This is a genomic window from Nitrosomonas sp. ANs5 (assembly GCF_050584665.1).
Classification (GTDB): domain Bacteria; phylum Pseudomonadota; class Gammaproteobacteria; order Burkholderiales; family Nitrosomonadaceae; genus Nitrosomonas.
The window spans coordinates 1-24,692 of sequence record NZ_JBEUDO010000043.1 but is presented as its reverse complement, the minus strand read 5'-3'; the positions used below and the strand labels follow the sequence as shown (position 1 = coordinate 24,692).

Sequence of the window (24,692 nt, the reverse complement as noted above, 5' to 3'; positions counted from 1 at the left end):
CCTGCTCGTCGGTAAAATCGGCACGCCGGGGCCCGGCAGCTCGCTTGCCGCGGTGCCCATGACCACGCCCCTCACCGCCGTCTTGATGATGCCGTCTGGCCTTTGGCTTGATTGCGTGCTGCAACCGCACTTCCTGCGCCATCATCCGCAACAAGAGATCGATATTGAAATGTTGGCGCAACAGCAGCATGAGCTTGCCTTGATGAAACGGTGTCAACAACCGTCTCATAAACTCCTCGCCTTCTATGGGGATGATGCTGAATGTCGGGTTCTCTGAGACGCTCCCACCAAACAATGGCAGCAGCATTCCCCCTGAATCTCCAGTCAATGCAGGCGTGGCACCTGCATTGACACTGAAATCAAAAGTGGCCGCAATATTCGACACCCGCGTGAAATGCACAGGTTGATGATGCTGAGCGCGAGCGATATTGATCAACAGCTGTTTCGATTCAGCACTGACCACCGCATCGTCATAGGCAATAACCGCTCGATTGAGCGATATGGGTGACAAACAGCCAGTTAATATCAATACGAACAGCACACACCACAGCAGACGCATCCATCGATAAGCGGGCAGTCCATGATTCTCGGCTGGATATGATATTTTGGTCAGCGAAGTTTGGATTGGATCTGCGCATCAAATCAGGCCGGTTCTTCTATATTTGTCTGGGGTGCGCACACGCACCCGATGCACGCGGATTGCTGCCACCGAATACATATTGGATTGTGGCGCGTGCTTCAGCCTATTTATGGTCTGCCGGCCGGACAGGACCATGCGCCATGATACGATCACTATACGCGATCGCAATGGCAGACAGCAGAAAAACCAGGTGAATGCCCGTCTGGGCAAATATCGTCTTTTCATCATAGGCACTGGCATTGATAAAGGTCTTCAATAAATGAATAGACGAGATACCGATAATCGCCGTGGCAAGCTTGACCTTTAACACTGAGGCATTCACATGCGACAACCACTCCGGTTGATCGGGATGACCTTCCAGATGCATCCGTGAAACAAAAGTTTCGTACCCACCGATTATCACCATAATAAGCAGATTAGAGATCATCACCACGTCGATCAGACCCAGCACGACCAACATAATGGCTGTTTCAGTCAATGTGGCCGGCCTGGCGCTATCCCTGATCGTCACCGAGTCGAGTATATGCTCAAGCGATATCGGATTGCCCATCAAGGCGCCAAGTAAATCAACCAATTCAACCCAAAAATGATAGACATAAATACACTGCGCGAGGACAAGCCCAAGATATAACGGCAATTGCAACCAACGCGTCAGAAAAAGAAAATAGGCCACGCGCGGAATGGATCTTCTGGCGACAACCTCTTGATTATATTTAATTCCCATAGATTTATAGCTTATCGTCAATCGTTAAAATTTTTAATCTGAAAGCTGCTGCCGGGCAGTATGCAGCACTGGCAGCCCAGGGTGTGCAGGACAAGGCACAACAACATGGAATGGCCCGGCCATGTCTGGTTTTTTTCGGAATCATATCGTGCAACACATAGCCAACGGGAAGTAGCAAAATTTGCAGGAAAGCTAAGCATCATGCGCGGCCCGAAGCCCACGTGACGCCACCTGCCATAATTCCCAGCTAAAATAGCCGGGTATTTTATATGGCCACAGCAACTTTTTGCGCAAGATTCGCATGCCAATAGCACCAAGGTAAATCTACCGGCAGCCATCAACCAGTATTTCCTGGCCAGCCCCTTACGCGTCCACACGTATTTTACTGCCCATGATTTTTGGTTAGATTGTCATGAGTGAATCTCGATTCGGCACAGAAGACGCAAGGCTCCGATGCAACATCGCAACAGGCGATCTGTGCAATCAATTGGTGAAAATGCCATGGATTCTGCTCCATTCCATGAACCAACCATGTCAAGGAGGATTCAATCATGGCTATCGGTGAAATCTGCAGGCGTGAAGTCGTCGTCATAAAACCCAAGGAAACCGTATTGGAAGCTGCCAAATTGATGCGACAGCATCATGTTGGCAATGTGCTGGTGGTCAGCGAAGATGACAGCCATCGCGTACCGGTTGGTATCGTGACTGACCGTGATCTGGTCGTGGAGATCATCGCCCCGGAACTTGATCCCAGCACGATTACGGTTGGAGACATCATGGCACCCGATCTTGTCACCATTCAGGAAAATGCCGGTATCTTCGAGGCACTGCAATTTATGCGGGCCAAAGGCGTACGCCGCCTGCCAGTGGTAGACAAGGATGGCAAGCTGGCAGGGATCGTCACGCTGGATGACCTGCTGGCGTTACTGTCAGAGGAATTGGATGCGCTTAGCAAACTGATAGCGCTCGAACAACGCAAAGAATCCAATACCCGCCGCTAACGCTCTACCGACAAATCTCCAAACGGCCGGATCGATCAACATCTCCGAACTGTTTTCAGTGAAGCGAAAGGGGCGGTAGACAGTAGCATGGGACGTGAAACGCATTCCGCCATCTGACAGAGCAGATTCCCGGATAACTTCTCAAAGAATGTGCAGGAGAAAGCCATGCTGGACATCAACCCCGAGACCGTTTGCATTATTATCAACAAAGCCCGCCAGTTCCATGCCAAGGAACAGGTGGTTATCCCGGACGATCCGATCAGCCCGAGCGACGATGACTGGGCGATGCAGATTCTGGCCGACCACACTGATGACCTGACATTCCAAGAAGCGCGCACCAATATCGCGGATCTGGAGCCGGATCAACAGGCGCAAATTGTCGCACTAATGTGGATGGGGCGGGGAGATTACGAAGTTGACGAGTGGCAGGAAGCGGTCGGAGCCGCACAGGATGCCTGGAACGAAAACACCACCGAATACCTCTTTGCACATCCGCACCTGGCCGAACACCTGCTGGAAGGCCTAATCATGCTGGGCTATGACTGCGAGGAATGAGCCGCCCGCGCGTGCTCAACCAGGAAACGGTGCAGCCATGACAGCGCCATGCACCTTGCACCGGACAGCATCGAACAGCGTTTCCCGGAAAGTCCACAATCAGGTAGGATCCACTACACCCTGGGCAATCATTCTCAGTGCGGTCAGACTCGGTACAAAAAAGTACTCCCCGCCCCTTGTCTCGATAAAACGTGGAATTTTGCTCAGAATATAGGGTGCCTGATCGCTGCTGGGATCGACTTGCAGCACCGCCTTGCTCGGAAATTTATCATCGGCACTATGGTTGCCCAGCAGGATTTCCTTATCGCTCCCTTCCTGAAAATCATTGCCATAATTGATCCATTCCTGCTGCACAAACTCGAATTGGCGATTGATATCCGAGTTGAGCATCATGATGACGATACCGTGATTCCCATCATTCCGCGAACGGTCTTTCACTTCACCATAAGGCAAGCCGCGGCGCAATATACGACGACGATTGGACAACGCGCCCGGTGTATCGAACGCATCTTTGTTGAAAATCATGGAACCGGGCTTGCTCCCCTTGGCCATCTGCAATGAAGCACGGGGATTGATCCGGCGAATATGTGAACTGAACGGACACTTGGCGCCGCTCATGTCGTCATCAAACGTAAAATCGGACAGCAGCTTGTCCTTGCCAGCCTGATCCGCCGCTGCAAATTCGGCATCGAATTTTTGCTTGCTTTCAGCATCGGGCGCTTTGACCAACGGTGCGCCATTGTCACGCCAGCGGCCAACGAATTTGGCAGCGAGCAACTCCTTACCCCCCGGGTATTTTCTGCCCTGCTCATCCAGATAGGCGTCAAAAGTCGCGACATTCTCATGCAGCTTGCGATACACCATATAAGTCCCGTTACGCGACAGCAATATCGGCTCTGGTGCCGGCGGATATTCCCTGGCTTCATCGATATGGCCCAGCAGAAATTCGCCGGTAGCCAGCGGCGCCCAGCTGCCGTCCTCCAGTTGCTTGCCACGCCCCCGGACGTTCAAATCGTAATTGGGCGCACCCTCAAAGACCGGGTCACCGATACCATCGGTATAACCGAAATGCTCTTTGGCGGTAGGCTGGCCATTTTCCATCACCGCCTTGACATCCTGATAATCATACAATGCGCCATGCTCACCCCGGTGCCCGTTCAAAATCGCCACGGCGTCTCGGTATTGCTTGGCCACACCGGTCAACCAGGCATACCCCTCTTCCAACAAGGCTGGAGAGCGGGCATTGAGCGCGATGAAAATATGTACATCCCTGTCCCGGTTTTTACGATTCTCGGCCCAGATGGGATCCCAATTTTCCGGCGAACTCGGCCCGTCATCGCCAAGAATATCGCGACGATCCTTCATGCCCGAAATAAACTCCGGGGAAAAGCCGCTCAATGAAGCTCGTGGCAATTCCAGCTGCTTGAGCCCTTGATAGGCGAAGGCGATATTGACTGTCCAATCCGGTTGTTTGATCTGCCCCTGGCCCTCCCCCCATTCAACGGCCGTTGTCACCCGCTCGGTCACAGTACCGACAAACTCACGGGCACGTGCAGAATGACGAATATTGAAAAACACATAACGCGCCATCGGGTAACCGAAACGGCCGTAGGCCCGAATAATATTACCTTGTATATCAAGCAAGTCCAGTTTCTGAGTCACTCTCTCACCCCACTATATTCTGTATTTTCCGGCCAGCCAGGTTGGCTCGGCCAAATTGGTCGGCGCCACACGTTGCATGAAGGCCTGAAAATTACGCCGCAGGGTTGCAGCATCCAAGCCCTGATTTTCAGCTGCAAACTTGGCCAATTCCTGTTTCAGATAAAGCGCCTTCAATTGCTCTTCCAGCGGCTCATCGTTGGAGCCATTGAAAAATAGCGCCGCTGGCAACTGACACTTCTTCATGTAGGTGATGAAAGTATCGGCATCAGTGACCTGCTCAAAGCCATAGCAATAACCCCAGATTTCACGGATCCGGTCGCCAATGGCCTCCCACATACCGCGCAGATAGCCCTCCAGATCGCCGCCTGCCCCCCCATGGAAGTTGCATGAAAACACCAGATAGCGTGACTGCAAATGATCTTCCTTGGGTAAGGCATTGCGCCGGGTCCGGTCCGGCACCACCGGCAACAAATCGGTCAATGTATCCAGGAAACCCGCGCCCGGCAAGGATTCGGTATACACGTCATCCAGCACAAAGAAACGGCACAGATAGGTTTGTGGCACCTTTGCCATCGGGCTGTTATGTTCCATGTTCCAGCCCTGCAGCCGGTCGCGGATCAAATCCGCATAGGCGATCTCGTCCGGCGTATAGCCATCCTTGATCGGCGAGAGAATAGTGAGCGCGTAAGCATTGCCACTGATATTACCTGTCATGATTTTGCCCTCCCTGCGCAGCTTGTTGAGCGGCGATTTCCTTCTGCAGACTGCCATCATGCCAACGCTTGCGGCGTTCCACCTGATAGGCAGACATGCTGACAATCGGGGTCGGATGCATGGCGCCCAGATCATGCTGCAAGCCCCGCAGCAGCGCGTTGTAACGCTGCAAAAAATTATCGTCACTTTCATCGTCCGCTGACTGACACTGAAACTGGATCAGCGCATCCTTGACCGCTTTGGCGCTTTTGACATCGTTGGAGGTCGCCAGCGGATAAGCATTGTAGTAATGAATGGTTTCTATCTGGTTATAGCGGATGTAATGATGAAATGGCGTCAATGCGACGGATTTGGGGTAGCGGATATTCCACTTCCAGAACAAATCCAGCCCGCCTGGAATCGCAAACGTGAACGAATCGACATATTGGTCCCAGCTGCCATTAAAATTGCTGAAGAACAGCATGTAGGAATAATGCAGTTTTTCTTTGGGCTGACTGGAATCAAGGTGCGGAAACTGGTTCTTGCCGATAATGACCCAGCGCGCATAGTGAATCAACGACAATGTAATCAAACCCCGCAAGGTTGAAGGCTTCTTCAAGGCAACCCAAAAGATCAACTTGTTCAGCCACGCGGTTGTCCAGCGGATCGGCGTGATCACGTTCATGGCATAGGCTTTGCCGGCAATATTCGACATGCTTATTCCCTATAAAAAAGTGAAAGACACAAAAACATGCAAACGCTTTGCAAATGCGGAAATGATTTCGAGCTTTGCCATGCTAGCCGATTAATGACAACGGTTCATTTCTTATGCATACGTAATGACCGATTCATGAATTCGAACCCAGCAACTATTGGCTTAAGCAGGTGGATAGGTCTTATTCAACGAGACATTGAATAACCATTCAATTGAGCATCGCCTGATTCTAGGGCGGCCAAGCGCCAGCCAATCAAATCAATATCGCTGCTTTAGCCTTGCTTATTCACTCTTACGCGCAATGGTCAATGGCTTTATACTTACCGGTTAATTTGCAGACCAAAGGTAATAGCAATACTACGTTCTACGTTTACTGCGGACGAGCCTGTCAGGGTATCTGATTAAAAATAAAGTGAAATTTTTGAATTTGCATCCTGGGAATAAATACCTTCCCATATACAGAGGGAATAGCTGCAGTCGAGAAAACAAGCTTTTTCTTTCTGGCAAAATAGGATTTCCCAAGCCCTAGTTTCAGCAAAGAAACAATATTAATGCTGTTCTGACAAACAGCGACAATAGCTGTCACTGGCAGCAAGAAGAACCGGTGCAAAATACCAGCGTTGAATTGATTTCTTGAGATCAGATCAAGGCATGATGCTAAACCGCCGACTGGGAGAGATTTGTTCATCAAACCGATAAATAGCGTTTCTAGCAAGCCGATGTTTGTTTTTGGGAAAGCCCCAATGGATATAGCGTTAAAGACGAGGATGAGCATAAAACGGAAATTTTCAAACAGCTTCTAATATTCCAGAATATTCACAAAATTTTTTAATTACTAGAGAGAATCTGATGACGATTTTTGCAGGCGTCTTTTTGCGTCGACCTGGTCAATCTATACCTGCCGAGCTTATCAATGAATTGAGATTTTCCATTTCTCGCCACCCTGACGATGTAAGCAACGTGCAGGAATATGTTGACGACAGGGTCTGCCTCTTGAAGACTGATATCGGAGCACTGGGTGAATCAGGCGAATTTTCTAATGCTGATATTACTGCATTCATTGCTGGCGATCCCATACTGCAGAACGGGAATGATGCAGCACCTTTGTCACGAAAAGAAAGCTTGCAGATGATTGCAGGTGATTTAGCGACCGGGAAACAGGATATTTTACGTTTATGTCGGGGAATCTACTGCGCGCTTGCCTACGAGAAAACTCGCCAGAAATTACATTTGCTGACTGACAAGCTCGGCGTGAGGCCAATTTATATTTGGGTGTTAGCCGATTACATTATTTTTTCCACTGCATTACGAATACTGGAAGCAATCTCCTTGTTTAGAAAAGCAGTAGATCCTCAGGGTGTAGCGGAGATAGCTTGCTTTGGTTATCCGCTTTCAGATCGTTCGCCTTATGAAAATATTTACACACTTCATGCCGGAGAAGTTTGGAGTTGCGGCATAAATGAATTTAAGCGCCAGCGATATTGGCGTTGGGATAACTTGCCAGAATCGACAAAATTCAAGGCAATTCCGGATGAAAAACTACCTGAACGGCTTTACAGAATATTCATGGATGCCATTAGGATTCGATTGCGAAAACAGAAAGCAGTGGCTGCCTTTCTAAGTGGTGGCTTAGATTCACGTGCAGTGGTCGCAGCGTTGCAAGCTTCGGGCACGAACGTATTTTCCGCAAATTTTAGCACCCCTGGTAGTCAAGATTTTGTATTTAGCCAGCTTGCCGCCAAGCGAATCGGTGTGGCTCATTTTTCTCATCTTCAATTCCGCCCCCTCGTCAAGGGAGATCCCTACGGCAAAGCTTCGGTACGAGAATGGTTGAACTCGGCCGAGTTTCTTGATCATGGTCCGCAACGTCCGAGCGTGGTTTGGTCAGGCGATGGGGGCAGTGTTGGCCTAGGGCATGTCTACCTGAATACAGATATCATTCAAGCCGCGTGTGCACATGATTTTAAAAAAGCTGTCACATTATTCATGACGTATAACCAATGGAGCACTTCTACAAAGCTTTTCAACTCGAGTTTTGGAAGCACGTTTATCGCGTTAATCGAAAAGGGTATACAAGCGGAAATCGAGTCGATTCAACCAGCAGATCCGAGCCGTATTTTTTACCTGTTTCTCTTGCTTAATGACCAGCGCCGACATATGTTCAATCATTTTGAGAATATGGATTTAACGCGTATTGAATTTGAAGAGCCTTTTTATGACACTGATTTTATAGAAGAAATAGTTCGACACCCAACAGATTCATTCTTGTACCACAATTTTTATTTGGAGTGGCTAAAGTGCTTTCCGCGGAATTTGGGCGTTTTGGAAGTGCCGTGGCAGGCATACCCAAACCATATACCCTGCTTACTTCCTCAACCAGATGGGTTAAGTTACCAATGGGATAAAAAAATATCTTCTGAACAGATTAAAAAAAGAAGGTATGCTGCTTTGCAAAAGGCCAAGATTTTGCTTAACGAACCCGGGTTCTCTAAAAAGTACCTTAATATTGGGTATATGCGCTTATTTATGTTGTTAATGAGACTGGGTAAAGCCGACCGCTCATATTGGGTGCATGCCCCTTCGGTGTTACATCGCTACTGGTCAAGAGCTGATTCAATCAACAAGCCAAACTAAACAACCACCGGCTAAAGCCGGTGGTTTTAACCTCATGATGGTCAATAAATGGTGATATCAATCCGTTGAAATTGCCATTGCTTATATCGAGTTATCAGCTCGCCGTTGATGAGTAACTTGGGAAAGTATGTTTACCAGCTCATCGTGAGTATATCTCTGGGTATTGTTCTGAGCATATGCAAACAAGATGGGAATCTCAAAGTTATCATCTTTCATACTTTCAATGAATACCGAATGGAAGCAAGTGGAAAGTTCCTTCATGAGGCTATTTTTATTAAACTTAACAACGTGACTAGGCTCATCTATCGGCCCCAGGCAGTTGTCAGGAACAAAAATTATCAATGATCCAGATGGTTTAAGGATTTTCTGCAAACTGCTTAAAAATTTTTGACGCCGTATAATGTGCTCAAGCACTTGGGATGCAATGACCACATCGTATTGTTGGTCAAATAGAGGAAGATCAGGCAATACCGCATGATGCATCGTGATGCCATGTTTACCGAGAACCTCGACAGCGCGCTTGGAAATATCGAGCCCCTCCAAGTGTGCATAGCCATTCTCTTTTAGATACCTCAGAAGTGAGCCTGTCCCAGAGCCAACATCCAGTATCCGATCCGTTGGGGATGTCAAAGCTTTTATTAATCTATTTTTAGTTGGCCAGTCACGGTTGCCGGATTGCCAACTCTGGTCAAAGGCATTATCCCAATATTCTTCCGATTTATGCTGATTACGCAAATTGACCAGTAGGTGGTAACCAAGTGGAAAATTCTCGGAAAAAAAAGACTTCACACGCCATGGAATCATGTCATCACTCTGCAGTTATATACTTTTTTAGAACTAACCCATATTTGTTTTATTAATACAGGTTGCACTTAATTTACAAATTAGTATCTTACAACTTAAGACAAGCGCCGTCGATATTTTCCAGATCCTAATTCCCTGCTACCCCTCCTGTGCCAGAATCATCAACCTGCCTTTGACAGCCCAAAATATGACGATTTAGGTACTCAAAATAACCATGCAATCAGACATGATCAACAACATGTTTGACAATGCCTTGCGCTTTTCATACATTGCTTTCTACAGCACAATTCTCCACTCATGTTTACAACCATCTATGCGCGCGGTTTTTCTTGATTTCAGTTCCGTCACCCGTGGCGATCTTGATTTGGCCACACTGGAACAGGCCATCTCCCCCTGGCAATTCCACGACGAGACCAGCCAGGCGCAGGTCGCAGAGCGGATCAAGCATGCGGAAATCGTTATCAGCAACAAGACCATGCTGGACCGCCCCGCCATTCTTGCCGCTAACCGTCTGAAGCTGATTTGTGTGGCCGCCACCGGCTATAACAATGTCGATCTGGCGGCAGCCGCCGAGTGCAATATTCCGGTATGTAATGTGCGGGGCTATGCCACCCCTTCTGTGGTGCAGCATGTTTTCATGCTCATGCTGAACCTTACCCGCCGCTTTGTGGAATATCAGCAGTTGGTAAGAAATGGTGGCTGGCAAACCAGCCCTTTTTTTTGTCCGCTGGACTTCGGAATAGAAGAGTTGACAGACAAGCGGCTCGGCATTATCGGATACGGCGAACTGGGCAAAGCCGTCGGCAAGGTCGCGCAGGCATTCGGCATGCAATTACTGATTGCCGAACATAAAAACACCCCCGTCGCCCTTGCCCGGCCCGGGCGGCTGGCCTTTGATGCAGTCCTCAGCCAGTCGGATTTCATTAGCCTGCACTGTCCACTTTCCGAGGAAACCATTGACCTGATCGGCCGCAGGGAGTTAGGGCTGATGAAGCCCACCGCCTATCTGATCAATACCGCGCGCGGCGGCCTGGTGAATGAAGCCGACCTGCTGCAATGCCTGTCGGCCAACCACATTGCCGGCGCAGGCGTCGATGTGTTGCAAGAGGAGCCGCCGGTTCATGGCAATATTCTGCTGGACTACCCACAGCCCAACCTGATTATCACCCCACATACCGCCTGGGCCAGCAGAGAATCCAGACAGCGCCTACTCGATCTGCTCGCCGACAACATTCGCAACTTCCTGCAGGACAAGCCCTTCAATCAAATCACGGATGCGCTCGGCGCATCCACGGCACGCAAGTAAGCATCATGTTGTGACAGCCTGACGTCAACGCCATGACCCAGGAAACATGCCGACAGCATTGACCGTCACCGACAACCTGTTCAGCGCGCCCTACCTCACGCTGCTGTCATTGCTACCGGCTTGGAACTTGGCTGGCCACGCCTGGTTGGCGCTACGCCTTGATCACGTTGCTGGCAGCGGCCAAGGGATGGCATGACCTGATCATGCCCGGCGTGCTGGCCGGAATATTCGGTTACGCACCGGGGACATTTACTGGCACTGCGGTCTATCAGTGGTGGGGCGGGTAATAGTAATGCCTGAACAGCTGAATCAAGACACAGGAGACAGCCGCCTCATATCGGCTGGAAAGGCAGTTCGGCAGCAAAAGGCATGGCATTTTCCAGATCCAGCTCTGCATGGAAAGTTTCGCGATCCTCTCGGGTCATTTTGAAACCCCGCTTTTCAAGCATATGGATCATACGCTGGTTGTTCGCCAGCATGGTGGCATAGATTCTGGCGATGCCTTTGTCACGCGCGATCTCCAGAATATAGTCGGTCATGTTGCTGCCGATTTCCAATCCCTGCCATTGGTCCGCGACCACGATGGCATATTCGGCACTTTCGCCCCAGGCATCCGCGATGATGCGCACCACACCGGCCATGTGCTTCTGGTTATCCTGTTGAATTTCAGCCACGATCGCCATTTCACGGTCGTAATCGATATGCGTAAAACGGGTCAGAAAATTGTGATCAACCCGAGGCACATAGCCGAAGAAACGAAAAGTGATGCTTTCATCGGACAAGTTTTCGAACATCCGGGTTTCCAGCGGTTCATCCTCCGGCCGGATCGGACGCAGGACAGCATCCATGCCATTTCTCAGCTTGATAAACTTGGTATATTTGCCAGGATAGGGCGAGATGACCAGATGGTCGTGCGGATGTCCCCTGCGCCGGGGCTGGAAGGCATCCAGCACCACCCGGGCATCAAGCGCAATGCCGGATTCATGATCGGCGACATAGGGGTTGATATCCACTTCCCTGATCTCCGGGAAATCGACCAGCAGATGCGAAAACTTGGTAAGCGTAAAGGCGAGATCCTCCAGATCCACTCCCGGCAGGTTGCGATAGCCCCTGAGCAGCGGAAAAATACGAACCCCCTCGATGATACGATAAGCCAGACGCATATTGAGCGGCGGCAAGCCAAGCTGGGTGTCGCGCAATACTTCGACCGCCACACCGCCGCTGCCGAATGCGATCACCGGCCCGAAAATAGGATCCTTTTTAGCGCCTATCAGTAATTCAAAAGGCTTCTTCACCATGGCCTCGATCAGCACACCGTGAATAACGGCCTCAGGCATACGCTCCAGCACGGACGCCATCAGCGCCTGGTAGGCTGCCTTGGCAGCGGCCCGGTCCGGGATGTTGAGTTTCACCCCGCCGACATCGGTTTTATGCAACACATCGGGCGAAACAATTTTCATTGCAACCGGAAAGCCAATCCGGGCCGCAAACTCGGCGGCCTCTTCCTCGGAAGCGGCCAGCTTGCCGGCCCCGGTGGGAATGGCATAACATGCCAGCAGCGCCTTGGCTTCATTCTCGGTGAGATGCTTGCGTCCCTCCGACAATGCCTGGCGAATGAGGCGCCAGGCAGCATCCTTGCGTGGCGTGAACTGCTGTGGCGCCTCCTCCGGGGTCTCGTAGAGCAATTCCAGATTGCGCGAGTAGAGCCACATTTTCAGGAAGACATCCACCGCACTCTCGGGATAGCGATAGTTGGGAATCTTGCCGGCTTCCAGCACCTGCCGCGCCTCGGCCACATCGCTCTCGCCCATCCACACGGCCAGCACCGGTTTGTGATAGTTGGCGGCGACCTTCACCGCCGCACGCGCCGTATCGACAGGATGGGTGACCGCCTGCGTGGTCAATATGGCCAGAACGCCATCAACATGGCTATCCGCCAGACAGCTGTCCAGCGCTTTGTGGTAAGTTTCGGCATCCGCATCCCCGAGCACATCGACCGGATTGCCATGGCTCCAGCTCGGCGACAGGCATTCGTCGAGCCGCTGCATGGTCTTTTCCGACAGCTGCGCCAGGCGGCCGCCCCGGGTAATGAGATAATCGGTCGACAGCACACCCGGACCGCCTGCATTGGTCACAATCGCCAGCCGATTGCCCTTGGGACGCGGCTGCATGGCCAGCGCCTGGGCGCAGTTAAACAACTGAGCAATGGTATCCACCCGGATGACGCCGGCACGTTGAAAAGCGGCATCGAACACTGCATCGTTGCCGGCAATCGATCCAGTGTGCGACAGGGTCGCCTTGCCGCCTTCCTTGCTCTTGCCGGCCTTGAGGATAATAATCGGTTTGGAACGGGCAAAAGCGCGTGCAGCACTCATGAATTTGCGCGCATCCTTGAGGGTTTCCATATAAATCAGGATGGAAGAAGTAGCTTTATCCATCCCGAAATAGTCGATCAATTCCGCAAATCCCACATCCACCATCGAACCGATGGAAACAAAATGACTGAAGCCCACGTTCTGATCCTGCGCCCAGTCAAGAATCGATGTGCACAAGGCACCGCTCTGGGAAATGAACGCGATGTTGCCCTTGCCCGCCATTTTGTTGGCAAAGCTGGCATTGATGCCGAGCTCCGAGCTGATAAAACCGAGACAATTGGGTCCAATAATACGCATGCCATACTTCTGGCAGGAGGCGAGAATCTGCGCCAGCATCTGCTGACCAGCTTCGCCGGCTTCCTTGAAACCGGCCGTGATAATCAGAAGTCCTCCTACACCAGCTTCTCCGCATTCTTCCACAACCTGCGGGACAGTATGCGCAGGCGTGGCGATGATGGCCAAGTCCGCCTGCTCGGGCAACTTCTTGATATTCTTATGGGCAGGAACGCCCAGAACCGTCTTGCGCTTTGGATTGACAGGATAGATCTTGCCCTTGAAACCACCGTTGAACAGGTTGTTCATCATGGCCGCGCCCACGGAACCTTCTTTCTCGGAGGCACCGATAAAGGCAATCACTTTCGGTTTGAATATGCTATCCAGTTGTTTTTTCACAATAGTCTATGGTTGAGCAGATTACAATGAATGACATGTCTCTGAACTGCTATCAGTTTCAGGGGGGTGCATGCAATACACCTTACACGCATTTAGCGGGATGTACAGATGTCACAACAATAAGACTTTTATTGCCGGTAGACAAGGGTGGTCACTTAAACCTCACCACAACCCTGCACCGGCCGTTCTGTCACAATCGCCCCAGGCTGATGCAACCCTTTCAAATCACGGCACAAAGCCAAGCCCTTGCGATATTGTAAAATCGGCAAGAGCAGGTTAGCCTTCCTTAGCCCCCTGTGTTCTGGTATAAATCAGTTCAATTGGCTGAGCTCAGGAGGCTCTTATGAAAACTAAACTGGAAATTCCAGTCGAAGTGTACACCACACCCCATCCGGTGACCGCGCGCGAGGATAACTCGATCGATGATATGAAAGCACTGATGCAACAGCATCATGTGCGCCATCTTCCCATCGTCTCCGCCGGAAAAGTGGTTGGCATAGTGAGTGATCGCGATTTGAGGATGGCTGCGGCCCTGAATCTCAACGAGAAAAACCTGATAAAGGCTGCCGATCTCATGACACTGGAGGTGGCAACTTTCCACTGCGCGACCCCCCTTCAGAAAGTCGCGCTGGAAATGGCCGAGAAAAAGATAGGTAGCGTGCTGGTGAATGATGACAAGGGTGAACTGCTGGGCATTTTCACAGTCACCGATGCACTGCATGCCCTGATTAAAATTATGCGAGGTGAAAAATGACAAAGGTTCGGGCGCTCATGACCCCCATGCCTAAAACCATAGGTTTTGATATTTCAATTGAAAAAGCACAGGCAATGATGAAGGAATATGGCTGCCGCCATCTGCCAGTACTCAATGGCGGCAAACTGGTCGGCGTGCTCAGCGACCGAGATCTCTTGATGGCCCGCCAGGGTTCGAAAGATGGCCAAAACGAGCAACGGGTCAAGGATCTCATGACCGACGAACCTTACGTCATCGAGCCTTCCGCCGATATTGGCGCAGCAATTCAGGAAATGTTGAACCATAAAATCAACAGCCTTATCGTGCGGGCCGAAGGCGATCAACCCTGGGGCATTCTCACTTCGACCGACCTGCTGCGCCATGTCATGCGAAGAGACTTGGGCGCACAAACCGCCTAGAAGGCTGTCCGAGAATAGCGATCGTAGCGAGGGCGAGGCTGGTTGAGTTGGATTTTTCGATCATTTGAGGCGAATAGTCGTTCTATTTAACGAAAAGGATCGTAAAATCCGGCCAATCAGGCTCGTCCGCAGTAGATCAGTCTATTCTCGGACAGCCTCCTAGCGGATAGACATCACTCGCTCACCCTGAATGCCTTGAGCTTTTTCCACACCAGACAAGTCTGGCACTTACGTGCCGGACTTATCCTGTCCAACCAGATCGGCCAGCGCTGCCGGCAAGTCGGCATACTGGAACTTGAAATCGTATTCCTGTAACAGCCGGGCAGGTACGACATGGTAGCTGTTCAGCGCCAGTGCGGCAGCTTCACCAAGCAGCAGCTTGAGTACCCAGGCCGGTACCGGAAAAAAGGCCGGCCGGTGCAATGCCTTGCCCAAGGCAGCAGCGAATGCGCGGTAGCGCACCGGATTGGGCGCAACCGCATTGATCGGGCCATGATAGCGGCTATCCAAGGCCGCAGCCAGAAATACCCCAACCAGATCATTAATATGTATCCACGGCAGCCACTGACGGCCATCGCCCACCGGCCCACCCAATCCTAGCCTGAATATCGGCAGGAGCTTGTCCAGCATGCCCCCGTCACCCAGTACCACACCCGTCCGGATGCTGACCCGGCGCACCCCTTTGGCTTCGATACCGGCGGCCTCCGCCTCCCAGTCACGGCAAAGAGTTTGCATGAAACCGGCCTCGGCCGGCACAACAAAGGACTCGTCATAGATCTCGTCTCCCGTGCCCGGATAAATGCCGATGGCCGAACCGCAAACCAGCCGTTCCAGGCTAGCAGGCGCTGCGGCGACCAGTTTTCGCGTGCTGACAATCCGGGACTCATACATCTCACGCTTGCGTTTCGCGGTCCAGCGGCCCGTGCCCAGATTCTCACCCATCAATTGAATGATGATCTGCACGTTTTCCAAGGCTGCAGGCGGCACCTCTTCTTCGGCATAATGCCAGTCATAGGCCGGCACACCCAACTTTCGGCCCGCGCGCGCAGCATCGCGGCTCAGCACTTTGACCGCATGGCCGGCCTGTTTCAGCTGCGTCACCAAATGATGTCCGATAAATCCCGTTGCCCCAGTGACGAGTATGTTCATACGCTGTGACGCCTCCTTCCGGTCGATTGGTTATCGGAACAAGATACGCCGATTCGACGAAGATGGGAATATGCTCCGGGAAAGCTGGCCAGTCACATGGGCTGATTGCCCCCTCAGAGGCCTGCACAGTCATCTGGATGCTGCGCCCATTCAGCGTGATGCGATGGCTCTCAGCCTTCTCTACGGCCAGCACTTTGCCTGCTGTCGGCATTGACCATGGTACGAGATGCCAGCCCGCGCCGGGCATGACCGCTGACCTTGCCGCGCGGTGCAGCCTCCCCGCGGCCAGCAGCACCCTGTGGCGCGCGGGTTTGCGGCGCCTGCGCGCCAGCCATCGATGCCGGCTTATGCTGGCGCGCAGGCGTGGCGGCATGTTTGGCAGTCGCTGCCGGATGACCTCGTCCGCTACTACGCCCGCGACCTTCCCCCTGCCCTGGCCGGCTGCGCCCGCCCTGTACCTTCTCGCCGCCCCCTCGTGGGCTACGCCGTTGAATGGGCTGTGGCTCGGCATCACGATCCGGCTCAAACCCGGGCAGGACATGTTGTTCGATATCTCGTTTGATCAAGCGCTCGATGTCCTGCAGCAGTTTGAATTCATCCACACACACCAGCGAGACCGCAGCGCCTGTCGCGCCGGCACGGCCGGTGCGGCCAATGCGGTGCACATACGCTTCGGAAACATCAGGCAGCTCGTAATTCACCACATATGGCAGCTGGTCGATATCCAGGCCACGGGCGGCGATATCGGTTGCCACCAGTACCTGCACACTGCCTGCCTTGAATTCGGCCAGGGCATTGGTTCTGGCATTCTGGCTTTTATTGCCATGAATCGCGAGCGCGGAAATGTCCGCTTTCGTCAATTTGCCAACCAGGGCATTTGCGCCATGCTTGGTCCGGGTAAACACCAATACCTGCGACCAGTCATGTGTTGTAATCAAATGCACCAAGGCATCCCGCTTTTTATCGCGGTCAACGATATAGACCCGCTGCGAGACCATTTCTGTTGTGGTATTGCGCCGGGCGACCTCCACGTAGGCGGGCGCATTCAGCAGGCCATCGGCCAACGCTTTGATTTCATCCGAACAGGTCGCGGAAAACAACAGGTTTTGGCGTTGTTTGGGCAACAATGCAAGCACGCGCCGGATATCGCGGATAAAGCCCATATCGAGCATGCGATCGGCTTCGTCCAGCACCAGAATTTCGATTTGCGACAAATCCACCGTGCCCTGGCTCACATGGTCGAGCAAACGGCCCGGTGTTGCCACCAGAATATCGACACGGCCTTTCAGCGCCTTGATTTGTGGATTGATGCTGACACCACCAAACATCACCATTGAGTTCAATTTAAGATACTTGCCATAAGTGCGCACGCTTTCTTCCACCTGTGCGGCCAGCTCGCGCGTCGGCGTCAGCACCAGGGCACGAATCGGTGGGCGGCCTGCCGAAGGCCCTGGTCTGGCGCGATTTGCCAAACGGTGCAACAGCGGCAAAGTGAACCCGGCCGTTTTGCCGGTTCCGGTTTGCGCGCCGGCCAGCATGTCACGGCCTTCGAGCACCAGCGGAATGGCCTGCAATTGTATCGGGGTGGGGGTGGTATAACCTGCGTCTTGAATAGCGCGCAAAATATCGGCAGACAAGCCGAGTTCTGAAAATAACATAAGGGGTAACAACTCCTGGTCTGGCATCCAGCCTTGCATGCAGCCTTGAAAAATAAGGGCTGGAACCAGTCGAGGCTGATAGCTTTATTGGGGGGAAATATCAGGCGGAGGATGCTGAATCAGTAACCGGCCCGGCTGACGGCACGCTGACTGATTGGCGCGTACCTAGCATTTGAGGCGCCGAGTATACCACGGCTGACTTGCATCAGCGGGGATATCATTGACAATCTCGGCTCACACTGCATGAGACAAGGTCAAGCTGCAAAAAGTGCAACCACAGGGAGACAAACAAGAAAAAGCCTGTGCAGCATCGCTGCACAGGCCGAATGGCACGACAAGGAGATTGGATCGCTATCGTTTACCAGGCACCAGCGGACGGGCGTTGAGAAACCCCCAGATGAAATCGGTCTGCATGACCGCCATTTTGGGGCGGCTATTGTTATCGTTGTAGAACCAGAAGGGATCGGGAATGCCGTAATGACTGCGGGCATAGCCAAAATCGCTCAGGCTGCGCTCGAATACCGAGAGCGCGAGAAAATTGGCCGAGCCATCGCTATTCACCGCCGCGCCGGCCCTGGCATGGCAGCTGATGCAACTGGAACCATCCATGAACCCTGCCTCGGTGATCGAATTCCCCAACAATGTCGCCTGGCCAATGGAATTGACGAATTCTACCTGTGAGCCCTTGAGACGGAAGTTGCGCCAGGCGGCGTCCTCCGGATCAGGCTCTACCTGGCTGGTGCTGTCACCGCTGCCAATATGCAGCGCAGCCAGCAACTGATCCCATTCCGGGCGGATCGTTTCCAACGGATAGCCCTTATCCGGGTTGAACACGATGCTCGGCGAATTCAAGCGATCGCTGCGCTGGTTGGGTTTGACATAATTATCCGCCGTCCCGTCCGGGCGCGCCTTGTCTGCGCTGGCATAACCATAGGCATCGTTGCAACCGGTGATATCACAGCGGCCGGGCAGGCTGATATGCTCGAAGGACGTCCAAACCCAGTTGGGAATGTCTTTGGAGGACACGTGAAAAGCGACGAGATGATGGATGCCATCCAGGTGACAGCTTTGGGGGGATTTGCTGAGCCCGAGCGCCTGCAGATCGATTTGCGTCTGCAACACCTTGCTGATGTACTGCTTGGAATCGTCCGGCATTCCCAGCGCCACGGCCAGATCATGATGCAGCCAGTTGCTCTTGATCATGATCGCGTCCGGCGGCAAATCCACGCTATACAGCTTACCCGACTGGCCACCCTGTGAAGAATGGTTGACGCCATGGTAAGGGGCATCGCTTTGCAGATTCTGCTGATTGGCCTGGAACACGTCCACGACACCATTGGCGTTATACAAATTGTTGGTGAATAGATAATCGTGAAATACCTGGTTACGGATGGTCAATTCGGCATTGGTCTGGCGTATCACCCGTCCGACACTTTCAGCATCGCCTGGATTGAAGCGCTTGACGATTTCCGCTACCAGATTCCGGGGCTTGCCATCGATTTTCACGTCGGTACAGGCAGGTAGGACGGTTTCGGCAGCGTTCGCTTTGGACGATTCGGGCATGCGCAAACGTCCCAACGGATTGAGTGTATGGTGGAATGGCAGACGGGTATCGCGCCGCAAGGCAGGATCACGCGCTATTTCATGCGCCTCGTCTGTCAACGCCTCGGTCAGGCGCTGTAGCTTGACCGCATGGCGGGTAGCGGGATAAATCGGACAATGCTCGGGATCGTTGTTCGCCGCGCCGGGCTGGCAACAGGCGTTCTTGTCCGGCGACTGACCGGCCCGGCATAACGCATATGGCTGAGAGGGCCAATTGTCGTTCTCATCCGCCCAGTTCGACCAGAATCTGTCCCGCACGACGTCAGCAAACAGCTTCCAGGAGAACATGTCCGGACAAGTCATGGCCGCATTGCTCATCGGCTTGCCAGTCAGTTTGTTGATCGCCACCAGTTCGCCGTCCTTAACCACCATCGAACAGTATTCACGGTCCTTGACAGCCGCCTGGAAATACAAAGTGGCGTCGATATTCGTGGGCGCGTAGGAATCGGCCTGAACGGCAGTCAAGCCACTCAAAAAAATAGTAATGAGGGTGCCAAGATATGTACCAATACGTAAAATCACAGCGCTTCCTTCTGGTTGAGAGAGTATGGAAATAAACCTGCCATCGGATCGTACAACGGATAGCACCCCGCCTTACTCCAGAAATAACGCATGAAATAGGCCTAATTGTGGCCGGCCTGCCAGCGTATCCAGCAGCAACCAATCATCTCCAGCCGCATGAAGCCGCCAGCCACGACCCGGCCGAGGGTTGTTCGTGGGGCCACAAAAGCTTTAGCCGCTACTGCGCCGCAGGGAGGCTCATTCCAGCCTGCAGGGCATTGATAAACCAGCGTAGCGCTTTGCCTCGCCGGCCACGTCGCCAGGCCATATAAAGTGGCGTATGAGTTTCGACGCCCTCTACCCGCAACGCGACCAGCTCGCCACTGGCGAGCGCCTGTTCAATCAAATGCACGGGCAAATAGCCAATGCCAAGACCAGCCTTTTGCGCGGCCACTTTGTCATGCACTGATGGCACTTTCAATGCTGGTTGGCGGCTGAACAACCGATACGTGCTGGCCACGCCATGGCGCGTACTGTCGCGCGCGACAACCGCCCGGTAATCAGCGATTTCCTCGGGTTTGAGGCTGCGCCGAAGCCCGGCCAAGGGGTGCTGCCGGCCGACAGCAAATACCCATGGCATCAGACAATACTGACGGCAGACAAAATCCCGGTGAACGGCCGGCTTGCCAGGCAGGCCGATAGCGAGGTCGGCGCGGTTTTCCTGCAACGCCTCCCAGCCGCCGCTCAATACTTCCTGATGCAAATTGATCTCGATATCCGGCTTGAGTGCAAAAAACTCGGTCAATAGCGGATAAACATGCTCGACACCGAGCGAAGCATCCAACACGATTGAAAGCGAAGATTCCCAGCCGCTGTCTACCTGCCGGGTCATTTCCTCCAATTGCCTGGTTGCATCCAGAATATGCCGCCCCTGTTCCAGCAGAACCCTGCCTGCCGGTGTCAGCACCGATTTTCGTCCCTCACGCGCAAACAGGATCACGCCCAGATCCTGCTCCAGTTTCTGCACACTGTAACTGATAGCCGATGGCACCCGGTGTAATGCCTCCGCTGCAGCTGCAAAAGAACCGCGCCGGTCGATCATGTCCAGCACCACCAGGGCATCGAGGGTAATCGCTTGTGTCGCACTCATAATTGTTCATATTTTTTGAATATAACTCTCGAATTATTCCGCTTTTTAAATTTTTTAAAAACTCTATACTGACAACATCTTAAATAAAAACAGGAGATAAAATATGAAAACATCAGAAATTTTAAACACTCAAGGCAAAACCGATCTCGCCATGCTATTGTTACGCGTGACTGTTGGCAGCATTTTCATTGCCCATGGCGCCCAGAAACTGTTCGGCTGGTTCGGCGGCTATGGGCTTGAAGCCACGGGCGAGTGGATGGCCTCGATCAATCTCACGCCCGGTTATTGGATGGCATGGCTGGCGGGTGCTGCCGAGTTTTTCGGCGGGCTGGCGTTACTGCTGGGATTGCTGACACGCCCCGCCGCGCTGATCACCGCCCTCACCATGCTGGTGGCACTGTTTGCTGTCCACTGGACAAATGGCTTTTTCCTCAGCAACAATGGCTACGAGTATGCGCTGACATTGCTGGTCGCCAGCCTGGTGCTGCTATTGCAAGGCGCAGGCGAATATTCACTCGACCACAAACGCCAGAGCGCCCTTTAATCAACTACGGAGGACACAACACATGGGAATCTTGATCGATGGACAGTGGCATGATCAGTGGTACAAAACTCGGGATGGCGAGTTCGTCCGCGAAAATGCTCAATACCGCCACTGGATCACCGAGGATGGGCGCGCCGGGCCGACCGGAAAAGACGGTTTCGCGGCTGAATCGGGCCGCTACCATCTGTTTGTATCGCTGGCCTGTCCATGGGCGCATCGCACCCTGATTTTCCGGAATCTGAAAAACTTGCAGGCACATATCGGCGTAACCGTGGTTGATCCCAAAATGCTGGCGCATGGCTGGGTCTTCAGCGAAGTTTCGCAGGACAACCCCTTCCCGGCACTGCATTACCTGCACCAGCTGTATACCCGCGTCAAGCCGGATTATACGGGCCGGGTCACGGTGCCGGTGTTATGGGACAAGCAGCGCAACACCATTGTCAGCAACGAATCGGCCGATATCATTCGCATGCTCAACAGCGCGTTCAACGATATCACACGCAACGATCGGGATTTCTATCCCGAGACCCTGCGCGGCAGGATCGATGCCGTCAATGAAGTGGTCTATCACGGCATCAACAATGGCGTCTACAAGGCCGGCTTTGCCACCACCCAACAAGCTTATGAAAAAGGTTACGACAATCTTTTCAAGACATTGGATGAGATCGAAGCCATTCTGGGCGAACACCGTTTTCTGGTCGACGACCAACTGACCGAAGCCGACTGGCGCCTGTTTACCACCCTGCTGCGCTTCGACGCCGTCTATTACAGCCACTTCAAGGCCAACAAGCGGCGTATCGAGGACTATCCGCACCTATCCAATTACTTGCGCGACCTCTATCAGCAGCCAGGCATCGCCGAAACGGTCGATTTCGGGCATATCAAAACCCATTACTACTACAGCCACCCGAGCATCAACCCGACCCGCATCATCCCCAAAGGGCCGGAAATCGACTACACCCGGCCACACAACCGCGAACAACTGTTCACATGATAATATTCTGAAACCTGAGAACCATCTTCACCCACCAGGCAGAACCGGCAGCCATGTCAGCAATCAGACAAGCCTACACATACTGCCCGGCCACATAACCCGAGGACCAGGCCCACTGAAAATTGAATCCCCCCAGGTGACCGGTGACATCCACCACTTCTCCGATAAAGAACAGGCCAGGTTGTTTGCTTGCCTCCATCGTCTGCGAAGACAATTCACGTGTATCCACCCCGCCCCGGGTCACTTCGGCTGTCCGGTAGCCTTCCGTGCCAACAGGTTTAACATGCCAGTCATTAACGGCACTGGCCAGCGCCGCGAGCCGGGCATCGGACAAGTTGGCCAATGGCCCGCTGTCGTTCTGTTCGTCGCAAATGCTTTGGGCAAGCCGCCGGGGCAGGATCTCCGCCAATGCATTGTTGATATGCAGCCTGGGCTGGCTCTGTTTTTGCTCTTTTAACCATGCAAGCACATCCGTGCCCGGCGCCAAATTGATGACGATCGGCTCCCCTTCCTCCCAATACGACGAAATTTGCAAAATGGAAGGGCCGCTCAATCCCCGGTGGGTAAAAAGCAATCCCTCGGCGAACACCCGCTTCCTGAAACGCACATCCGCCTCGACCGAAAGGCCGCTCAACGCCTGACAGCGCGCGAGCAACGCCCCATCAAAAATCAGCGGCACCAGCGCCTCGCGCGGCCGGATCACATGCAGTCCGAATTGTTTGGCCACCTCATAGCCAAAAGGGGTCGCCCCGATCTTGGGAATCGAAAGACCGCCGGTCGCGATCACCAGCGAAGCACAGGTCTGCTCGCCCTGGCTGGTCTTGAGACGATAGCCACCTGCTGCCGCCTCGATGGTGCGCACCTGCACCGGGGTGTCCAGCTTCACACCCGCCTCGCGCACTTCCGTCAACAGCATGGTAATGATCTGTTTGGCAGAATCATCGCAAAACAACTGCCCCAGCTTCTTTTCATGAAAAGCGATGCCATGCTTGCGCACCAGCGCAATGAAATCCTGTGGCGTATAGCGCCTGAGCGCTGATTTGCAGAAATGCGGATTCTGCGAGAGGTAGCACTGCGGCTGGGTATGGAGGTTGGTGAAATTGCAGCGCCCACCGCCGGAAATGCGGATCTTCTCAGCAATCTTGGCCCTATGATCGATCAACCACACCCGCCGCCCACGCTTGCCAGCCTCGATCGCACACATCAGCCCGGCCGCGCCAGCGCCAATGATGATCACATCAAAAGAATGAGACATGGTTGATTGCTTCGGTTATGAATAGATGGGGCGAGCAAGCAGTGTGCTCAAAAAAACCAGACAAACCCGGTATTCTACAAAAATTGGTAGAAGTTCGATTACAAAAGCTGCTGGATTTGCTGCGAATTCAGGAAAGGCAACAGTACCACATCAATAATTTTTCGCTTCATCAGCGAGCTGATGCTCGCAAGAAATCGTATCACCGTAATCCATTTGCCGCTCCCGATCATCCAATAATTTCATTAATTTCTACTTTATTCCCCGCGAGCTATCCTGCTTGACAGTACCAATGGCATCCGTTTCATGAATGCTGTCTCCGATAATCCTGTATTGCTTTTTACTGTCACCAATCTTTGTTCCGATACTATCGGTTGGCAAAATTCGGCCATCCTTCTGAAGGACAAAGTGAGGATTATTGGCATCGATGGTACCGATGGAATCGGCTGGATAGATCCTGGTTTCACTTTTTGCTCTGTCAGCCGAGCTTGTTTGGATCACGCCAAGCATCAAGGCAGCAAATAATACAGTTTTATGCATTCAGGATTTCCCTAAAAAATTAACTGGCTAGTTTTCTGATAATGACTGCTAATGGCTGCAACAGCCTTCTATCTTTAAACCATGACCACCTGGCTGGCCGATAGCCATCCGAATTCCTTGGAACCATGAAATATTCACCATAATGCGGCAATGACTGGCGGTTAGATTATTATGGCAAATAATATGAAAAAAGATTGTACGGAAGTATATGGAATTTATGTTCTACTGAAATTTCACCGTTTTGCTCTAATTCTACTTTGTCAGATTATTCCAAAGCCCTATTTTGCCTGACAGAAGACTGCTTTGCGCTGAATCTCCTCTGATGCCGCTTGTGAATAATTTCAGCCAATTCCTCGGCTGTGAGCTGTT

22 protein-coding genes and 1 pseudogene are annotated in these 24,692 nt (G+C 52.6%); 9 read left to right on the top strand and 14 right to left on the bottom strand.

Going from position 1 to position 24,692, the window contains the following annotated elements:
- Nucleotides 1-559: pseudogene (locus ABTW62_RS10530) on the bottom strand (hypothetical protein); the annotation flags it as partial.
- Between the two features lie 184 nt (nucleotides 560-743).
- Complete coding sequence (locus tag ABTW62_RS10525) at nucleotides 744-1,364, bottom strand: YqhA family protein (RefSeq protein ID WP_430904537.1); 621 nt, start codon at nucleotides 1,362-1,364, stop codon at nucleotides 744-746.
- A gap of 551 nt (nucleotides 1,365-1,915) precedes the next feature.
- On the opposite strand from ABTW62_RS10525, the gene ABTW62_RS10520 reads away from it, so the two are divergent.
- Nucleotides 1,916-2,365 (top strand): CBS domain-containing protein, encoded by a 450-nt coding sequence (locus ABTW62_RS10520; protein ID WP_430904536.1) that lies wholly within the window; start codon nucleotides 1,916-1,918, stop codon nucleotides 2,363-2,365.
- Nucleotides 2,366-2,530: 165 nt separating this feature from the next.
- Nucleotides 2,531-2,920 (top strand): DUF3775 domain-containing protein, encoded by a 390-nt coding sequence (locus tag ABTW62_RS10515; RefSeq protein WP_430904535.1) that lies wholly within the window; start codon nucleotides 2,531-2,533, stop codon nucleotides 2,918-2,920.
- Nucleotides 2,921-3,019: 99 nt separating this feature from the next.
- On the opposite strand, the gene ABTW62_RS10510 is transcribed toward ABTW62_RS10515, so the two are convergent.
- The 4 genes from ABTW62_RS10510 to ABTW62_RS10495 form a co-directional block, all read right to left on the bottom strand.
- On the bottom strand, nucleotides 3,020-4,582 hold the full coding sequence (locus tag ABTW62_RS10510) for a Dyp-type peroxidase (protein WP_430904534.1): 1,563 nt from the start codon (nucleotides 4,580-4,582) through the stop codon (nucleotides 3,020-3,022).
- Nucleotides 4,583-4,594: 12 nt separating this feature from the next.
- A complete protein-coding gene (locus ABTW62_RS10505; protein ID WP_430904533.1) occupies nucleotides 4,595-5,296 on the bottom strand; it encodes a hypothetical protein in 702 nt (233 codons plus the stop codon).
- The gene (locus ABTW62_RS10500) at nucleotides 5,286-5,990 is read right to left on the bottom strand and encodes a hypothetical protein (RefSeq protein WP_430904532.1); all 705 of its coding nucleotides are present in this window, start codon (nucleotides 5,988-5,990) and stop codon (nucleotides 5,286-5,288) included. Before ABTW62_RS10500 ends, ABTW62_RS10505 begins: the two co-directional genes overlap by 11 nt.
- A 388-nt stretch (nucleotides 5,991-6,378) precedes the next feature.
- Complete coding sequence (locus tag ABTW62_RS10495; RefSeq protein WP_430904531.1) at nucleotides 6,379-6,765, bottom strand: hypothetical protein; 387 nt, start codon at nucleotides 6,763-6,765, stop codon at nucleotides 6,379-6,381.
- Between the two features lie 74 nt (nucleotides 6,766-6,839).
- Between ABTW62_RS10495 and ABTW62_RS10490 the strand changes: the two genes are divergently transcribed.
- The gene (locus ABTW62_RS10490) at nucleotides 6,840-8,624 is read left to right on the top strand and encodes an asparagine synthase-related protein (RefSeq protein ID WP_430904530.1); all 1,785 of its coding nucleotides are present in this window, start codon (nucleotides 6,840-6,842) and stop codon (nucleotides 8,622-8,624) included.
- 81 nt (nucleotides 8,625-8,705) lie between these two features.
- Here the strand turns inward: ABTW62_RS10490 and ABTW62_RS10485 are convergent, their stop codons facing one another.
- Nucleotides 8,706-9,428 carry a class I SAM-dependent methyltransferase gene (locus tag ABTW62_RS10485; protein WP_430904529.1) on the bottom strand — a complete coding sequence of 241 codons (723 nt, stop codon included), beginning with the start codon at nucleotides 9,426-9,428 and terminating at the stop codon, nucleotides 8,706-8,708.
- 313 nt (nucleotides 9,429-9,741) lie between these two features.
- Between ABTW62_RS10485 and ABTW62_RS10480 the strand changes: the two genes are divergently transcribed.
- Together ABTW62_RS10480 and ABTW62_RS10475 are read left to right on the top strand one after the other, a co-directional pair.
- A complete protein-coding gene (locus ABTW62_RS10480; protein WP_430904528.1) occupies nucleotides 9,742-10,734 on the top strand; it encodes a 2-hydroxyacid dehydrogenase in 993 nt (330 codons plus the stop codon).
- A 158-nt stretch (nucleotides 10,735-10,892) separates the two neighbouring features.
- Nucleotides 10,893-11,021, top strand: coding sequence for a DUF819 family protein (locus ABTW62_RS10475; RefSeq protein WP_430904527.1), 129 nt, complete (start codon nucleotides 10,893-10,895; stop codon nucleotides 11,019-11,021).
- Nucleotides 11,022-11,066: 45 nt separating this feature from the next.
- On the opposite strand, the gene acs is transcribed toward ABTW62_RS10475, so the two are convergent.
- Complete coding sequence (gene acs / locus ABTW62_RS10470; protein ID WP_430904526.1) at nucleotides 11,067-13,781, bottom strand: acetate--CoA ligase alpha subunit; 2,715 nt, start codon at nucleotides 13,779-13,781, stop codon at nucleotides 11,067-11,069.
- Nucleotides 13,782-14,124: 343 nt separating this feature from the next.
- On the opposite strand from acs, the gene ABTW62_RS10465 reads away from it, so the two are divergent.
- Together ABTW62_RS10465 and ABTW62_RS10460 are read left to right on the top strand one after the other, a co-directional pair.
- On the top strand, nucleotides 14,125-14,535 hold the full coding sequence (locus tag ABTW62_RS10465) for a CBS domain-containing protein (protein WP_430904525.1): 411 nt from the start codon (nucleotides 14,125-14,127) through the stop codon (nucleotides 14,533-14,535).
- Nucleotides 14,532-14,933: a CBS domain-containing protein gene (locus ABTW62_RS10460; RefSeq protein WP_430904524.1), complete on the top strand. Its 402-nt coding sequence runs from the start codon at nucleotides 14,532-14,534 to the stop codon at nucleotides 14,931-14,933. The genes ABTW62_RS10465 and ABTW62_RS10460 overlap by 4 nt, the downstream gene beginning before the upstream one ends.
- Before the next feature lie 228 nt (nucleotides 14,934-15,161).
- Here the strand turns inward: ABTW62_RS10460 and ABTW62_RS10455 are convergent, their stop codons facing one another.
- The 4 genes from ABTW62_RS10455 to ABTW62_RS10440 form a co-directional block, all read right to left on the bottom strand.
- On the bottom strand, nucleotides 15,162-16,082 hold the full coding sequence (locus tag ABTW62_RS10455; RefSeq protein WP_430904523.1) for a TIGR01777 family oxidoreductase: 921 nt from the start codon (nucleotides 16,080-16,082) through the stop codon (nucleotides 15,162-15,164).
- 170 nt (nucleotides 16,083-16,252) lie between these two features.
- Nucleotides 16,253-17,740: a DEAD/DEAH box helicase gene (locus tag ABTW62_RS10450; RefSeq protein WP_430904522.1), complete on the bottom strand. Its 1,488-nt coding sequence runs from the start codon at nucleotides 17,738-17,740 to the stop codon at nucleotides 16,253-16,255.
- A 351-nt stretch (nucleotides 17,741-18,091) separates the two neighbouring features.
- Nucleotides 18,092-19,864: a hypothetical protein gene (locus ABTW62_RS10445; RefSeq protein ID WP_430904521.1), complete on the bottom strand. Its 1,773-nt coding sequence runs from the start codon at nucleotides 19,862-19,864 to the stop codon at nucleotides 18,092-18,094.
- 217 nt (nucleotides 19,865-20,081) lie between these two features.
- Nucleotides 20,082-20,993 (bottom strand): LysR substrate-binding domain-containing protein, encoded by a 912-nt coding sequence (locus ABTW62_RS10440; protein ID WP_430904520.1) that lies wholly within the window; start codon nucleotides 20,991-20,993, stop codon nucleotides 20,082-20,084.
- Between the two features lie 103 nt (nucleotides 20,994-21,096).
- On the opposite strand from ABTW62_RS10440, the gene ABTW62_RS10435 reads away from it, so the two are divergent.
- Together ABTW62_RS10435 and ABTW62_RS10430 are read left to right on the top strand one after the other, a co-directional pair.
- Nucleotides 21,097-21,537 (top strand): DoxX family protein, encoded by a 441-nt coding sequence (locus ABTW62_RS10435; RefSeq protein WP_430904519.1) that lies wholly within the window; start codon nucleotides 21,097-21,099, stop codon nucleotides 21,535-21,537.
- A 22-nt stretch (nucleotides 21,538-21,559) separates the two neighbouring features.
- The gene (locus tag ABTW62_RS10430) at nucleotides 21,560-22,531 is read left to right on the top strand and encodes a glutathione S-transferase family protein (RefSeq protein ID WP_430904518.1); all 972 of its coding nucleotides are present in this window, start codon (nucleotides 21,560-21,562) and stop codon (nucleotides 22,529-22,531) included.
- 73 nt (nucleotides 22,532-22,604) lie between these two features.
- On the opposite strand, the gene ABTW62_RS10425 is transcribed toward ABTW62_RS10430, so the two are convergent.
- The gene (locus tag ABTW62_RS10425) at nucleotides 22,605-23,786 is read right to left on the bottom strand and encodes an NAD(P)/FAD-dependent oxidoreductase (protein WP_430904517.1); all 1,182 of its coding nucleotides are present in this window, start codon (nucleotides 23,784-23,786) and stop codon (nucleotides 22,605-22,607) included.
- A gap of 249 nt (nucleotides 23,787-24,035) precedes the next feature.
- Nucleotides 24,036-24,323, bottom strand: a complete 288-nt coding sequence (locus tag ABTW62_RS10420) for a hypothetical protein (protein ID WP_430904516.1) — start codon at nucleotides 24,321-24,323, stop codon at nucleotides 24,036-24,038.
- Nucleotides 24,324-24,692: the final 369 nt, after the last annotated feature.

What these genes read in the sequence shown, in the direction of transcription:
- ABTW62_RS10495 (WP_430904531.1), bottom strand. Translation starts at nt 6,765, where the DNA reads ATGCTCATCCTCGTCTTTAACGCTATATCCATTGGGGCTTTCCCAAAA.
- ABTW62_RS10455 (WP_430904523.1), bottom strand. Translation starts at nt 16,082, where the DNA reads ATGAACATACTCGTCACTGGGGCAACGGGATTTATCGGACATCATTTG.
- ABTW62_RS10465 (WP_430904525.1), top strand. Translation starts at nt 14,125, where the DNA reads ATGAAAACTAAACTGGAAATTCCAGTCGAAGTGTACACCACACCCCAT.
- ABTW62_RS10505 (WP_430904533.1), bottom strand. Translation starts at nt 5,296, where the DNA reads ATGACAGGTAATATCAGTGGCAATGCTTACGCGCTCACTATTCTCTCG.
- ABTW62_RS10430 (WP_430904518.1), top strand. Translation starts at nt 21,560, where the DNA reads ATGGGAATCTTGATCGATGGACAGTGGCATGATCAGTGGTACAAAACT.
- ABTW62_RS10515 (WP_430904535.1), top strand. Translation starts at nt 2,531, where the DNA reads ATGCTGGACATCAACCCCGAGACCGTTTGCATTATTATCAACAAAGCC.
- ABTW62_RS10420 (WP_430904516.1), bottom strand. Translation starts at nt 24,323, where the DNA reads ATGCATAAAACTGTATTATTTGCTGCCTTGATGCTTGGCGTGATCCAA.
- ABTW62_RS10485 (WP_430904529.1), bottom strand. Translation starts at nt 9,428, where the DNA reads ATGATTCCATGGCGTGTGAAGTCTTTTTTTTCCGAGAATTTTCCACTT.
- ABTW62_RS10520 (WP_430904536.1), top strand. Translation starts at nt 1,916, where the DNA reads ATGGCTATCGGTGAAATCTGCAGGCGTGAAGTCGTCGTCATAAAACCC.
- ABTW62_RS10425 (WP_430904517.1), bottom strand. Translation starts at nt 23,786, where the DNA reads ATGTCTCATTCTTTTGATGTGATCATCATTGGCGCTGGCGCGGCCGGG.
- ABTW62_RS10525 (WP_430904537.1), bottom strand. Translation starts at nt 1,364, where the DNA reads ATGGGAATTAAATATAATCAAGAGGTTGTCGCCAGAAGATCCATTCCG.
- ABTW62_RS10480 (WP_430904528.1), top strand. Translation starts at nt 9,742, where the DNA reads ATGCGCGCGGTTTTTCTTGATTTCAGTTCCGTCACCCGTGGCGATCTT.
- ABTW62_RS10500 (WP_430904532.1), bottom strand. Translation starts at nt 5,990, where the DNA reads ATGTCGAATATTGCCGGCAAAGCCTATGCCATGAACGTGATCACGCCG.
- ABTW62_RS10435 (WP_430904519.1), top strand. Translation starts at nt 21,097, where the DNA reads ATGAAAACATCAGAAATTTTAAACACTCAAGGCAAAACCGATCTCGCC.
- ABTW62_RS10490 (WP_430904530.1), top strand. Translation starts at nt 6,840, where the DNA reads ATGACGATTTTTGCAGGCGTCTTTTTGCGTCGACCTGGTCAATCTATA.
- ABTW62_RS10450 (WP_430904522.1), bottom strand. Translation starts at nt 17,740, where the DNA reads ATGTTATTTTCAGAACTCGGCTTGTCTGCCGATATTTTGCGCGCTATT.
- ABTW62_RS10440 (WP_430904520.1), bottom strand. Translation starts at nt 20,993, where the DNA reads ATGAGTGCGACACAAGCGATTACCCTCGATGCCCTGGTGGTGCTGGAC.
- ABTW62_RS10460 (WP_430904524.1), top strand. Translation starts at nt 14,532, where the DNA reads ATGACAAAGGTTCGGGCGCTCATGACCCCCATGCCTAAAACCATAGGT.